Source organism: Vagococcus silagei, from assembly GCF_004795745.1.
GTDB lineage: Bacteria > Bacillota > Bacilli > Lactobacillales > Vagococcaceae > Vagococcus > Vagococcus silagei.
In genome coordinates this window covers 1-14,559 of record NZ_SDGV01000016.1, presented here as the reverse complement: position 1 = coordinate 14,559, position 14,559 = coordinate 1, and the positions used below count along the sequence as shown (strand labels likewise).

Sequence of the window (14,559 nt, the reverse complement as noted above, 5' to 3'; positions counted from 1 at the left end):
CGAATACATCATAGTCTAGTCAAATGAATAAAACAGAAATTAATTTTGAGGTGAGAGGAATGCTGAAAAAAATAACAGTTACGCAATTAAAACGAAAAGAAATCGAACTCGATCAATTTACGATGTGGCTTCCTTTTCATTTATCAGTAACGGAGGCGTGGAAAAATTTTGTAACCCGTTCGTTAAAATATGAAGATGATCATATAACTTATGGCTTATGGGATGAGAAACAATTAGTTGCTGTAATTGAAGGTGTCATGATAGCAGAAACCTTTGAGTTATTAAATTTTTTCACAAAGCCAAAAAAATTTAGTTGGCGTAAATTCTTTGATGAAACTGGTATTTTAGCCCGACAATATCGCTGTAAAAAAATAAAATTAAGTTTGCCGAAACCATTATTGTTGGATACTTCACTCTTATTAAAAGAAGGTTTCAATGAGGTGGAACACGTAGAAAATGTGACTTTTGAGAAAGAATTATCTTACCATACAGGATTAGTATTTGGTGGTGGTGGTGCGAAAGGTTCCTATCAAATTGGTTCATGGAAAGCATTAATTGAAAGTGATATTTCAATTGAAAAAGTAAGTGGAACGTCAGTTGGTGCATTAAATGGTGGGTTTGTAGTTCAAGGCGATTATGAAATTGCAGAAAAAATGTGGCAAACAATTACAACCAAAGATATTTTGAAATTTCCTGATGAGCAACCGTTTGAAACGTTTCGAATGGATGAATTGTGGAAAAACGTGCATGATTTAGCAGTTCTTGCTGTTAAATCAAAAGGGATTGATACAACGCCACTCCAAAAAATGATTCATCAAAAATTAGATGCAGAAAGGTTGCTAAGTAGCCCCATTGATTTTAATATTATCGCAACAAAGGCTAATACGATGTCTGAAACGGTAATGAATAAAAAAAATTTAACAGTTGAAAGCTTACCTTTATGGTTACAAGCATCTGCTTCGTTTTACCCGGCTATGGCTTTTTGTGAAATTGATAAAGAAAATTATATTGATGGTGGATATCGGAATAATACACCGCAAGATACATTATTTAATCAAGGTTTAACGGATTTGTTTGTCATCGATGTGAGTGGTCCTGGAATGACAAAACGAAGTACGCCACCGAATGATTTGAGTATTGTCTATCAAAAAAGTTTATGGAGTTTGGGTAGTGTACTGTTATTTGAACCAAAGCGTGCTAAATGGAATATGAAGTTAGGTTATTTGGAAACCAAAAAAGAATTGCATCAGTTATCAGGTCGCTACTATAGTTTTGAAAAAACTGGTTTTAAAAAAGAAATTGCGCAATTGAGTTTGGGTTTTATCGATGAATTGTTGCGCAATCTCAAGGATATAGAATTGGATGCAGATACTTTCCAAAATATTATTCAAGATGATTTAGAGAAACGTGGCATGAGCTTAGAAACAGCTAGTTTGTTTTTACTCGAATCACTGGCAAGACATTGCAAAATAGAGCCGACTCAAGTTTATACAGTGAAATCTCTTAGTCAGCTGATCAGTGCCCATTTCGGTGATGTGAATGAATTTCAGCCACAACATTTATTGTCAGTTGGTGAATGGATGGATCACTATTTAGAGGACGCCTCTTTGAAAGCATCGCAAATGGATATCTGGTCATTTTATCTTTATTTTAAAGAATACGGTTTTACGCAACCGAAAGAAGTTAAAAATCGGATGATTTTTTCATTAAGAGTAAGTATGGAAGCATTATTTTTAATTTATATAGAAAGAGGTCAAAAAGAAGATGGCAAGTAGCTTTAGTTTTGAAATTATGCAAGAAATAGGTGTTTTATCAGAAAATGATAAAGGATGGCGTAAGGAACTAAACTTAGTAAGTTGGAATGATCGTCCTGCGAAATTTGATTTACGTGATTGGGCACCAAATCATGAAAAAATGGGCAAAGGTATTACACTTTCCAATGAAGAATTTGCCCAACTAAAAGAAATAATCAATCAAATGTAGAAAGTGAGCGAAAAAAATGAAAAGTATGACAGGATACGGAAAGGCAGTAGCTAATCATCATCAGTATGATATCGCGGTTGAAATGAAATCTGTGAATCATCGTTTTTTAGATATTGCTTTAAGAATGCCTAGAGAATTAAACAGCTTGGAGTTGGCATTAAAAAAACAAATCAAAGAAGTATTAGTTCGTGGTAGAGTTGACTGTTTTGTTACGATTAATAAAGAAGAAGCTGACAGTCAGGTTCTTAAAATTAACTGGTCACTGCTAGATCAGCTAGTTGAACAGTTAACAGAAGCAGAAAAAACACGTTATAAAGGTCAAGCGTTCTCTGCAAAAAAAATCTTAAATAGTGCTATTTTGCAAGATACACTTTTTGAAATTGTTGAGGATGAAATTGCTGTTGATGAATTAGCAGAAGATTTAAAAGTAACTTTTCAAGAAGCTCTTTTAGCACTTGATGCGAGTCGATTAGCGGAAGGTGAAAGTGTGCAAAACGTGCTAACGAATTACATTAATGAGGCAATAGTACACCTTAAAGCAATTGAAGCAGATCAAAAAGAAACTGAACAAGAATTTCAAACTAAATTATTTGAAAAAGTGACACAAGTTTTAGGTGATTCGGTTCACGAAGAGCGAATCTTTACCGAGATTGCTTTATTATTAGAAAAAGGAGATATTAGTGAGGAAACCGATCGTTTGGGCATTCATTTTGAAAAAGGATTAGAATTAGTCCAATCAACGGAACCGATTGGTAAAAATATGGATTTCCTAATCCAAGAAATGAACCGCGAAGTGAATACGATTGGTTCTAAGACTAGTTTAATTTCAATTAAAGAACATGTTTTAGCGTTGAAAAGCATAATTGAGAAGATGCGTGAGCAAATTCAGAACATAGAATAGTAATAAATGAAAACGTGACCGGATATTTTTTTCTTTAATGAGCTTGCAAAATGACGCCCAACGGTGCATTATAGTAGTTAAAACAAGAATTTTATAAGAGGAAGGAAGACACCATGTCAGAACGAGGGTTATTAATTGTTTTATCAGGTCCGTCCGGTGTTGGGAAAGGTACTGTTCGAAAAGCTTTATTTGAAAGTGAAGGTTCAGATTATGAATACTCAATCTCAATGACGACACGTCAAATGAGAAAAGGTGAAGAAGACGGTGTAGATTATTTTTTCCGTTCACGTGAAGAATTCGAAGAAAGAATTGCAAGTGGTAAAATGTTAGAGTATGCGGAGTATGTCGGTAATTATTACGGTACACCACTTGATTATGTGAATAAAACTTTAGATGAAGGAAAAGATGTCTTTTTAGAGATTGAAGTTCAAGGCGCACTGAAAGTTCGAGAAAAAATGCCTGACGGTGTTTTTATTTTCCTAACGCCACCTGATTTCTCAGAATTGAAATCTAGAATTGTGAATCGCGGAACAGATGAAATGTCTGTCATCAATGAGCGTATGCAAGTTGCACGCGAAGAAGTGGAAATGATGAGCCATTATGATTATGCCGTCGTCAATGACGAAGTGTCAAAAGCTGTCGAAAGAATTCAAAGAATTATTGCGAGTGAACATTGTCGTGTTCCTCGTGTCATCGATCGCTATAAAAAAATGTTGAAGGAGTTTTAAATATGTTATACCCATCAATTGATTTATTATTAGAACAAGTAGACTCAAAATATTCTCTTGTAATTTTATCAAGTAAGAGAGCACACGAATTGGAATTAGGTGCACAACCAATGATTGAATCAGATAAATTTGTATCAGTTAAAAATGTTGGTAAAGCATTAGAAGAGATCGCAGCAGGTGATGTTGTGATTGATCCAAATCCAGAATTAAAACGTGAATTACTTAGACTTCAAGAAGAAGAAAGAAAAGCAATGAAACGTCGTGAACATCAAGAGCTAGAATCAAGAATTACAAAAGACAACCGAATCTAAGAATCAAACAGGGCCAAAAGAAAATTTCTCTAAGCCCTGTTTGTTTGTTCTAGTATGAAAAGTTGAGAAGTCTTTTTTTAGATTAAACTTTTTGATACAATAGGTCAGAAGAAAGGGTGTGACGTTAGTGGATAAATTTGCTGAAATTATCGTAGATGTACCAGCAATGCAGACCAATCAACCATTTACTTATCTCATTCCAGAAGAGTTTAGGCAGGTTGTTTCTGTAGGTATGCGTGTTGAGGTTCCATTTGGTAATGGAAATCGACATATTCAAGGATTTATCACCAATATTGTAACGGAAGCACCTCGTGTAACTGATTCGTTAAAAGCAATTACGAATATTTTAGATTTGAAGCCAGTATTGAATGAAGAATTACTTTTATTAGCGGATGAAATGGCGCAAAAAACGTATTCTTTTAAGATTACTTGTTTGCAAACGATGCTACCTAGTGTGATGCGTTCGTCCTATAAAAAATGGATTGTTAAAACTGCTGAAATTGAACCAGATATTGATGAGCAACTGTTTAAAGGGTTAGCTGAAATTGAGTGGGATGAAGCACTTGAGTCTATTCCATTATCTAAACTGTTATCACTTCGAGCAGAAGAAAAAATCGACTTGCGTTATGAAGTTTTAACAAAGAATAAAATCAAAACAAAAAAAGTAATTAAGAAAAAAATGACGACAATGGAACTACGAGAAGTAGCTAAAAGTATCCGAGCAAATGCAAAACAGCAACAAAAACTCTGTGCTTTTTTAATGGAGTTTGCAGAAGATAGTGAAATATCCTTATTAGAGTTAATGCAGGAACATGATTTGTCACGAGCAGCAATTACAAGTGCAGAAAAAGCGGGTTGGCTAAGTATTGAAGAACGAGAAGTTTATCGTGATCCTTATGCTTTTCAGAGTTTTAAACAGGATACACCTTTGGACTTGAATGATGAACAAGACAAAGCTTTAGCCGAAGTGATTAAAGCGCAAGACGAAAATGCGGCCACAACTTTTCTGTTAGAGGGTGTAACCGGAAGTGGTAAAACAGAAGTGTATCTTCAAGCAATTTCGCATGTTTTAAACAAAGGTAAAACAGCTATAATGTTAGTGCCTGAAATTTCATTAACACCACAAACAGTGACCCGTTTTAAAAAGCGTTTTGGTGCCGATGTTGCTGTTCTACATAGTGGTCTATCTGAAGGAGAACGATATGACGAGTGGCGTAAAATCGAACGTAATGAAGCTCGTGTCGTTGTGGGAGCAAGGTCTGCAGTCTTTGCACCTTTAGAAAATATTGGTTTACTTATTGTGGATGAAGAGCATGAATCAAGTTATAAACAAGATGAAACGCCACGTTATCATGCACGTGATGTTGCAATTTGGCGGAGCCAATATCACCACTGCCCAGTTATTTTGGGAAGTGCCACGCCATCTTTGGAATCAAGAGCGCGCGCACAAAAGAATGTTTATCAGTTATTGCCGTTAACCAAACGTGCGGTAGCAGATGCTGTATTGCCTAAAGTCGAAATAGTAGATATGCGTAAAGCAATTGCGCAGACGAAAAATAGTTTTTCAACTGAATTAATTCAAAAATTAACCGAGCGTTTAGCATTGGGAGAACAAGCTGTTCTAATGTTAAATCGTCGCGGCTTTTCTTCTTTTATTATGTGTCGTGATTGTGGCTTTGTCCTACCTTGTCCGAACTGTGATATTTCATTGACTTTGCATATGGATACGAAAACAATGAAATGTCATTACTGTGGCCATGAAGAAAGAATACCTTACCAATGTCCGAGTTGTCATAGCGATAAAATTCGCTATTATGGTACAGGTACGCAAAAAGTAGAAACAGAACTACAAGAACTGTTACCAGATGCGCGCATTATTCGAATGGATGTTGATACAACACGTAAAAAGGGGAGTCATCAAGCACTGTTGCGTCGCTTTGAAAATCACGAAGCAGATATATTATTGGGAACACAAATGATTGCCAAAGGATTAGATTTTCCTAATGTGACATTAGTAGGTGTCTTGAATGCTGATACGGCACTTAATTTGCCTGACTTTAGATCGAGTGAGCGAACGTTTCAACTATTAACACAAGTTAGTGGCCGGTCTGGTCGTGGAGATAAGCCAGGAGAAGTAGTGATTCAAACTTTTAATCCAGATCATTATGCAATTCAACTGGTTCAAGATCAAGACTATGAAACTTTCTATCGCAAAGAAATGTCCCTACGTCATCTTAGTGGTTATCCACCATATTATTTTACCGTTCAAGTGGTGGCGAGTCATGAAGATGAATATCTTGCAGCAAAAAAAATCTATCAAATAGCTGAAAAATTAAAGACAAGTTTATCTGAGCAAGCAGTTGTTTTAGGTCCAACACCAAAATCAATTGCTAGGGTTAATAAAAGATACTTTTACCAAATTGTGATAAAGTATCGTCAAGAGCCTAACTTGGAACAGGCGTTAAATGATCTTATGGTCGCTTCTCAAGCTGAAATTCAAAAAGGGATGCGAATCGTGATCGATGTAGAACCACAGAATTTTATTTAGAAATGGAGATTTAAATGCGTAAAATAGTTCATTACCCTCACGAATGTTTAACAATACCAACACGGCCTGTCACACGCTTATCTAAGGATGTTTTATCACTTCTTGATGAGATGCTAGTCATTATGGAAAGTGAGAATGGCGTTGGCTTAGCAGCAAATCAGCTTGGTGAATCAATCAGAATGGCAGTTGTTAAAATGGATGATGAAACAGGCCTTTTTGAGATGTTAAATCCAAAAATCATTTCTAAATCAAAGACAACAACGCTAGAAGTTGAAGGATGCTTAAGTTTTCCAGGTGTTTATGGGACCGTAGAAAGAGCGGCAGAGGTGACGGTTCGCTATGTTGACCGTGATGGTTATGAAATAGAAGTTGATGTTACGGATGATTTAGCTCGCATTATGCAACATGAAATCGATCATTTAGATGGTTTGATTTTTACCGATAAATTCATTGAACAAGTAAGTGAAGAAGAATTTGAAAGGCTAGGAGAGGAAGAATAAAATGATTAAAATTGTTTTTATGGGAACACCAGCATTTTCAGTTCCAATTTTAGAAAGTTTAGTGAGTGCGAATTACGAAGTGTTAGCTGTGGTCACACAACCTGATCGACCAGTAGGCCGTAAAAAAATACTAACACCTCCACCAGTTAAAGAAGCTGCTGTTCGCTTGAATTTACCAGTGTTACAACCTGAAAAAATAGCAGGCTCTAGTGAAATGGCGGAAATTATCGCGCTGGAACCAGACTTGATTGTTACAGCAGCCTTTGGCCAGTTTTTACCGACAACCTTATTAGAGGCTCCGCGATTGGGTGCGATTAATGTCCACGCATCATTATTACCGAAATATCGTGGTGGGGCACCAGTTCATTATGCTGTTATGAATGGTGACCAAGAATCAGGCGTGACCATTATGGAAATGGTCAAAGAGATGGATGCGGGTGATATTTTAGCGCAAAAAGCCATTCAAATTGAAGATGCTGATAATGTTGGGACAATGTTTGAAAAATTAAGTCTTGTGGGGCGTGATCTTTTACTTGAAACATTGCCTAAACTGATTGCTGGTGAAATTGAGTCAATTCCACAGAATCCTGAATTAGTGACCTATTCGCCGACTATTTCGCGTGAAGAAGAACAAATCGATTGGTCAAAAACGGCAACTCAGATTCATTGTAAAGTTCGTGGACTTTGCCCTTGGCCTGTTGCCTATACAAAATGTGCAGATGTTCGTTGGAAATTATGGGAGGTTGCAGTGTCAGAAGAAAAGACAACAGCAACTCCAGGTACGATTACTGATCGAAATAAAAAAGATTTAAAAATTGCTTGCGGCGAGGGTACTGTTTTGACTATTAAGCAGTTGCAACCAGCTGGCAAAGGCAAATTGACTGCTGCAGAATTCTTAAATGGTGTCGGTCGACATCTAGAAATAGGAGATCATCTTGGGTAAGAAAAAAGATAAAAAAGTGAAAAACAAACCACAAACAATTCAGCAAACACCTCGTTTTGTAGCATTGGAATTGTTAATAAAAGTTGCAAGTCAACAAGGTTATTCTAATGTTTTAGTTGCAGATGCTATTAAAAAGCATCGTTTAAGCTCGCAAGATGCAGGCTTGATGACTGAAATCGTCTACGGTACAATCAGTCGTCGTTTGACCTTGGAGTATTATTTAGCACCTTTTATTAAAGATGCTAAAAAAATTGATGCGTGGGTTAAAGAGTTATTGCTGCTATCAATCTATCAGCTTGAATTTCTGGATAAAGTACCAGCCTATAGTATTTTAAATGATGCGGTTGAGATTGCTAAAACAAAAGGTAATGCTGGGATTGGTAAATTTGTAAATGGTGTACTACGAAATATTCAAAGAACTGGCGTACCAGAACTTACTGAGATTAAAGACGTAGAAGAACGCCTTTCAATTGAAGTAAGTTTACCGTTATGGTTAGTTCAGCGCTTAGTTCAACAAATAGGGATCGAAGAAACCTCAGCACTGGGGCATTCACTCTTAATTCCGAGTAGGGTGAGTGGTCGTATTGATACTCGTTTTGTCTCACTTGAAAAAGCTTTGGCAGATATTAATGATGAAGGTATTGAAGTTGTATCAAGTGAAGTGTCGCGTTTTGGTGTCGTCGCTGATAAAGGATTTTTAGCAGGCACATCGCTTTTTAAAGCGGGACAAATGACAATTCAAGATGAAAGTTCCATGTTAGTAGCGCCAAGTATGCAAATTAAACCAGATAGTCGTGTCCTTGATGCTTGTGCAGCCCCAGGGGGTAAAACAACCCATATTGCTACTTTTTTAGAGTCCTCAAAAGGTGGCGAAGTAGTGGCATTGGATATTCATGATAAAAAGATTAAATTAATTAATGATAATGCACGTCGATTACATGTGGAAGACGTTGTAACGGCTCGAGCATTGGATGCTAGAAAAGTTGATGAGGTGTATCCAGATGAAACTTTTGATCGGATTTTGGTTGATGCACCTTGCTCTGGTTTAGGTTTACTACGTCGGAAACCAGACATCAAATATCAGAAAAAACCAGAAGATTTTATGAATTTACAAAAAATTCAACTAGAAATATTAGAAAGTGTTGCGAAAAAAGTTAAAGAATGGGGTATAATAGCGTATAGTACATGTACAATTATGCCTGAAGAAAACCAAGAAGTGATGCGTCTATTTTTAGAGAGACACCCTGAATTTGAACTGATGGATATTAAAGGAGTCACTCATTTAAGTAAAAGTTACCAAGATAAAATGTTACAGATTTATCCGCATCATTATCATACAGATGGATTTTTTATCAGTTGCCTAAGAAGAAAACCTCAATAGAAGTGTAAGGGAGTGTAACCAATGCAAATTGAGTTTCAGACAAATGTTGGAAGAAAACGAAAGAATAATCAAGACACTGTCGGTGTTTTTAAAAATAAAATGGGAATCACCTTGGCGCTCGTTGCAGATGGAATGGGTGGACACCTTGCGGGTGATCGGGCGAGTCAACTTGCTGTATCTGGAATCGGAGAAGTTTGGCAAGAAACATCTTTGGATGATTTGAGAGAAATATCTAATTGGTTAAGCGAAAATATACAAGAAGAAAACGACGTTATTTACGAAGAAGGTAATAATAATCCAGATATGTATGGTATGGGCACAACACTTGTTGCAGCAGTACCATTGAAAGGAAGAATGTTACTTGCTCATATAGGTGATAGTCGCGCTTATTTAATTCAAGAAGATAAGATCACACAATTAACAGATGATCATTCGTTAGTAAATGAGCTGGTTAAAACAGGTGAAATAACTTCAGAAATGGCTGAAAAGCATCCTAAGAAGAATATCTTGATTCGTTCGGTTGGCGTACCAGGGGAAGTAAAAGCGGATCAGTCTATTATTAATTTTAGTTTACAAGATTATGTTTTACTGTGTTCTGATGGTTTAACAAATATGTTGTCAGATAAACATATTTTTGACATTGTTAAACAAGAAAGAACGTTGAGTGATAAAGTTGCACAATTGATTGATGACGCAAATGATGCCGGTGGAACTGACAATATTACTGTTTTGTTAATGAAACCAAAAAATCATAAAAAGGAGGAGACAGTTGATGATAGTGATCGGAAATAAAATCGGCGAACGCTATGAGATTATTGGAAACATCGGTAACGGTGGGATGGCCAATGTTTATTTAGCGCTTGACTTGATTTTAAATCGTGAAGTTGCCATTAAAGTATTGCGGTTTGACTTCCAAGATGATCAAGATGCGATTCGTCGCTTCCAAAGAGAAGCTTTAGCTGCGACCGAAATGGTCCACCCAAATATTGTAAGTGTTTATGATGTTGGTGAAGAAAATGGGATGCAGTATATTGTAATGGAATATGTTAAAGGGACTGATTTAAAGAAATATATTCGTGATAATTCACCAATTCCTTTATTAACAGTTGTTGATTTGATGGAACAAATTTTATCAGCAATTTCAGTGGCCCATCAACATCAAATCATTCACCGTGATTTGAAACCGCAAAATATTTTAGTTGATCAAGACGGAACAGCTAAAATTACCGATTTTGGAATTGCGATTGCGTTGTCGGAAACGTCAATTACACAAACTAATACCTTGCTTGGCTCGGTTCATTATTTATCGCCAGAACAAGCCCGTGGAGGGATGGCCACACGACAATCTGACATCTATGCATTAGGAATTATTCTATATGAATTATTAACAGGCTCGGTTCCTTTTGAGGGTGAATCAGCAGTATCAATTGCTTTGAAGCATTTCCAAAATGATATGCCATCTGTCAGACGATTCAACCCCGAAATTCCGCAAGCTCTGGAAAATGTTGTTTTACATGCAACTGCTAAAGAAGTAGCGGATCGCTATCAGTCAATTGATGAGATGTATGCTGATTTGAGAACAGTCTTAGATCCAGCAAGAGCGAATGAACCAGTATTTGAGCCAACGGTAATGACGGATGAGACGATTCGTTTAACACCAATTAATGAAGAGGATTATCAGCCAGAAACAGTTCAAGCTGCTGTAAAACAACCAGATTTTGATGATGATGACGATGATGATTATGAAGAAAAGAAGCCTCGTAAAAAATGGAAAAAATTTGTTGCGATTGGAATCTTTTTAGTTTTAGCGGTTGCAGGTTCACTCTTTGCATTAGGGATGCGAAAAGGCGATGCTGTAATTCCTGACATCAAAGGAAAAACAGTTGAAGAAGCGACACTTGTGTTAAATGAAAAGAAAATAAAAGTTAATGGTACTGAAGAAATTGCTGATGATACAATTGAAAAAGGTAAAGTTGTAAAAACATCACCTCCAATTGGCACAAAAGTGAAATCTAAGAGTGGTATTAAAATATATGTGAGTTCTGGTGAAAAATCAATTTCAATGAAGGATTACACAGATGAAGAGGTCACAGATGCAAAAGATGATTTGTTGAGTAAAGGCTTTAAAGATGAAAATATCGAAATGGTTAAACAAAATTCCGATAGTGTAGCTGAGAATCGCGTGATTAAGCAAACACCTAAGTCTGGCCGTAAAGTAGTTCCAGAAGAAACAAAAGTTACTTTAATTGTTAGTAAAGGTGCGAAGGCATTTCGTTTAGAAAATATGTATGGTTACTCAAGAAATCGTGCTATGAGTTATCTTGATAGTGTGAATTTAGTTTATCGTGAAGGAAGTTCGGAATACAATAATAACGTTCCAGCAGGACAGGTTATTTATACGATTCCAAGTGGTGGTTCAGAAGTAGCGAAGGGTGCCGAAGTAACTGTAGTATTGTCTGCAGGAAAAGACCCTAGTACGTTACCATCAAGTAGTTCGAGCTCTAGCTCAACACCTTCAGAAGAAACATCTGAAACGACAACCTCAAGTGAAAGTCCAGATGATTCAACACAACATTCAAAAACGCAAGACAATAAGAATGATGGCGAAAGTCGAAAATAAAGAGACAGAGATAGTTAAGAACAAACGAAAATATTTCGGTTGTTCATGACTATCTTTTTTTTGAGTTAAAGACGAGTCTTTTCTAATCGATAAGTCGGTTTAACGAAAAATATGGTACAATTAGAACAGTTATTATACAAGTGAAGGAGGAAGTAAATGTCGCAAGGACAAATTATAAAAGCATTAAGTGGATTTTATTATATTGCTTATGATGGTCACGTTTATCAAACAAGAGCACGAGGTAATTTTAGAAATCGTAAAATCACACCTTTAGTAGGTGATTTTGTTGAATTTGAAAGTACAAATCTAACAGATGGCTATGTACTTGAAATTTTGGAACGAAAAAATGAATTAGTGCGTCCTGCGGTAGCAAATATAGATGTAGGTGTGGTTGTTACAAGCTGTGTGGAGCCTGATTTTTCGCAGAATTTACTAGATCGTTTTTTAGTTACATTAGAATATAAAAGCATTGATCCAGTCATTTATATTACAAAATTAGATTTAGCTTCAGATGATGAAATACAAGCAATGAAAACAATTCGTGCTTATTATGAAAAAATTGGATATCCAGTTTATTTTTCTGATGTTGAGGGAGATGCAGGCTTATTGAAACATTTTGCTAATCAATTGACCGTATTTATGGGGCAATCGGGCGCAGGAAAATCAACGTTATTAAATCGGCTTTCTCCTGATTTAGAATTAAAGGTTGGTGAGATTTCAAATGCTTTAGGTCGTGGTAAGCATACGACGAGACATGTTGAGCTATTGAATATTTCATCTGGTTTAGTGGCAGATACACCAGGATTCAGTTCGATTGATTTTTTGGAGATGACACTCGAAGAACTACCTAAACAGTTTCCAGAATTTGTTGCAGCTTCTACTAATTGTAAGTTTAGAGAATGTCAGCATCATAATGAGCCTCATTGTGAAGTGAAGTATCTTGTGGAAACTGGTGAAATATCAAAAGAACGATATGAAGATTATCTTCAATTTAGAAATGAAATTACAAATCGTAAACCAATATATAAAAAAAACAAGTGAGGTAATGATAATGGTAAAAGTAGCACCTTCAATTTTAAGTGCGGATTTCGCAAATTTAGAAAGAGATATTAAGTTAGTAGAAAAACATGGCGCTGATTACATTCATGTGGATGTTATGGATGGTCAATTCGTACCGAATGTGACATTTGGACCAAGTATGGTTGCAGCGATTCGTCCTGTAACAGACTTAACGTTAGATGTGCATTTAATGATGATTGATCCAGAACGTTTTATTGGAGACTTTGCAGATGCAGGTTCAGATATTATTACAGTCCATGCTGAAAGCACACCTCATATTCATCGTGCGATGCAAATGATTAAACAAGCAGGTGTTAAGGCAGGAATCGTAATCAATCCTGGTACGCCAGTGAGTGCCATTGAATCGGTATTAGAACTAGCTGATTTAGTGTTGATTATGACTGTAAATCCAGGCTTTGGTGGTCAAAAATTTATTACCAGCTGTTTAGATAAAGTTGAACAATTGGTTGAGCTACGTAATAAGAATGATTATGCATTTGAAATCGAAATTGACGGCGGTGTTGATGATCAAACAGCCAAACTTTGTGTTGCAGCTGGCGCTGATGTATTGGTTGCAGGATCATATGTTTATAATTCGGATAATGTTGCAGAAAGAATTGCTAAGGTGAAAGCTGCAGCTATCAATGATTAAAAAAGTTGTCATCGTTGCTGGAGGACCGATTGAATTATGGCCTGATTTGAGTGAGTATCAAGATGATTCAAGTGTTGCTTGGGTCGGAGTGGATCGAGGGTGTTTGAATGGGCTGCAGGCCGGAATCAAATTTACTTTTGGAGTAGGTGATTTTGATTCAGTTGATGAAATTGAAAAAAAACATATTGCTGATCAAATTGGTAAACTGGAACCTTTTCCAGCCGAAAAAAATGCCACTGATACAGAATTAGGCCTTTTAAAAGCAGTGGAAACTTTTCCGAAAGCGGAAGAATATCTTTTGATAGGTGTAACCGGCGGAAGAATGGATCATTTTCTGGCTAATTTGTGGTTGCCGTTTCGTGATCAACTACAGCTTTTTAAATCTAGAATTGTTCTTAAAGATAGACAAAATAGTATTCGTTATTTTGAACCAGGAACCTATACAATTGTGAAGGAACCAGACAAAAAGTATTTAGCATTTGTATGTTTAACAGCAGTGACGGGGTTATCATTGTATGATGCGAAATATCAACTAGATAAGTATCAAACGGCATTACCAATGTCGTGGGCTAGTAATGAGTTTATTGGGGAAACAACTCGATTTTCATTTGAAACAGGGGAACTTTGTGTGATTCAGTCGAAAGATGATTAGGAGAGTAAAATACGATGAAAAGAAAATTTTTAATAGGATATTTGAGTCTTTGTTTAGTAGCGCCTTTAATTAGTACGCCTCTTGTATATGCAGAGGAAGTAAATTCTACTGATACCAGTATGCCTAGTGAGGAAACAACCACAAGCTCAGAAACAAAAATAGTGGAAACTGAAAATACAACTGAAAAAGTAGAAACAAAAACGGAAATAGAAAAGAAAGAGTCAGCAGCAGAGGACATTCAAGACGAAAAATATATTGCGATTATAAAAAAAGATGAACCT

General features: G+C 36.2%; 15 protein-coding genes. All 15 read left to right on the top strand.

All coding sequences use genetic code 11. The annotated features are described in order from the left end of the window. Window positions 1-59: 59 nt before the first annotated feature. Window positions 60-1,775 (top strand): patatin-like phospholipase family protein, encoded by a 1,716-nt coding sequence (locus ESZ54_RS06850; RefSeq protein ID WP_162615123.1) that lies wholly within the window; start codon window positions 60-62, stop codon window positions 1,773-1,775. Beyond that, on the top strand, window positions 1,765-1,983 hold the full coding sequence (locus tag ESZ54_RS06845) for a YdbC family protein (protein WP_136136925.1): 219 nt from the start codon (window positions 1,765-1,767) through the stop codon (window positions 1,981-1,983). The genes ESZ54_RS06850 and ESZ54_RS06845 overlap by 11 nt, the downstream gene beginning before the upstream one ends. A gap of 16 nt (window positions 1,984-1,999) precedes the next feature. Further along, window positions 2,000-2,884 carry a YicC/YloC family endoribonuclease gene (locus ESZ54_RS06840; protein WP_136136924.1) on the top strand — a complete coding sequence of 295 codons (885 nt, stop codon included), beginning with the start codon at window positions 2,000-2,002 and terminating at the stop codon, window positions 2,882-2,884. Between the two features lie 113 nt (window positions 2,885-2,997). After that, window positions 2,998-3,612, top strand: coding sequence for a guanylate kinase (gene gmk / locus ESZ54_RS06835; RefSeq protein ID WP_136136923.1), 615 nt, complete (start codon window positions 2,998-3,000; stop codon window positions 3,610-3,612). A gap of 2 nt (window positions 3,613-3,614) precedes the next feature. Further along, window positions 3,615-3,923, top strand: coding sequence for a DNA-directed RNA polymerase subunit omega (gene rpoZ / locus ESZ54_RS06830; RefSeq protein ID WP_136136922.1), 309 nt, complete (start codon window positions 3,615-3,617; stop codon window positions 3,921-3,923). Between the two features lie 127 nt (window positions 3,924-4,050). Next, window positions 4,051-6,471, top strand: coding sequence for a primosomal protein N' (gene priA, locus ESZ54_RS06825; RefSeq protein ID WP_136136921.1), 2,421 nt, complete (start codon window positions 4,051-4,053; stop codon window positions 6,469-6,471). A gap of 14 nt (window positions 6,472-6,485) precedes the next feature. Further along, a complete protein-coding gene (def, locus tag ESZ54_RS06820; protein WP_136136920.1) occupies window positions 6,486-6,971 on the top strand; it encodes a peptide deformylase in 486 nt (161 codons plus the stop codon). Between the two features lies 1 nt (window position 6,972). Then, complete coding sequence (gene fmt, locus ESZ54_RS06815; RefSeq protein ID WP_136136919.1) at window positions 6,973-7,914, top strand: methionyl-tRNA formyltransferase; 942 nt, start codon at window positions 6,973-6,975, stop codon at window positions 7,912-7,914. A gap of 16 nt (window positions 7,915-7,930) precedes the next feature. Next, window positions 7,931-9,295, top strand: coding sequence for a 16S rRNA (cytosine(967)-C(5))-methyltransferase RsmB (gene rsmB, locus ESZ54_RS06810; RefSeq protein WP_162615129.1), 1,365 nt, complete (start codon window positions 7,931-7,933; stop codon window positions 9,293-9,295). Window positions 9,296-9,316: 21 nt separating this feature from the next. Next, window positions 9,317-10,087, top strand: a complete 771-nt coding sequence (locus ESZ54_RS06805) for a Stp1/IreP family PP2C-type Ser/Thr phosphatase (RefSeq protein ID WP_136136918.1) — start codon at window positions 9,317-9,319, stop codon at window positions 10,085-10,087. Beyond that, entirely contained in the window at window positions 10,068-11,915 is a 1,848-nt protein-coding gene (gene pknB / locus ESZ54_RS06800; protein WP_136136917.1) for a Stk1 family PASTA domain-containing Ser/Thr kinase, read from the top strand. The genes ESZ54_RS06805 and pknB overlap by 20 nt, the downstream gene beginning before the upstream one ends. Before the next feature lie 156 nt (window positions 11,916-12,071). Then, window positions 12,072-12,956: a ribosome small subunit-dependent GTPase A gene (rsgA, locus tag ESZ54_RS06795; RefSeq protein ID WP_136136916.1), complete on the top strand. Its 885-nt coding sequence runs from the start codon at window positions 12,072-12,074 to the stop codon at window positions 12,954-12,956. 10 nt (window positions 12,957-12,966) lie between these two features. Continuing rightward, window positions 12,967-13,626 (top strand): ribulose-phosphate 3-epimerase, encoded by a 660-nt coding sequence (gene rpe, locus ESZ54_RS06790; protein ID WP_136136915.1) that lies wholly within the window; start codon window positions 12,967-12,969, stop codon window positions 13,624-13,626. Then, window positions 13,619-14,278 carry a thiamine diphosphokinase gene (locus ESZ54_RS06785; RefSeq protein ID WP_136136914.1) on the top strand — a complete coding sequence of 220 codons (660 nt, stop codon included), beginning with the start codon at window positions 13,619-13,621 and terminating at the stop codon, window positions 14,276-14,278. The genes rpe and ESZ54_RS06785 overlap by 8 nt, the downstream gene beginning before the upstream one ends. 14 nt (window positions 14,279-14,292) lie before the next feature. Continuing rightward, a partial coding sequence (locus ESZ54_RS06780; protein ID WP_204249520.1) for a hypothetical protein occupies window positions 14,293-14,559 on the top strand: 267 nt, incomplete at its 3' end.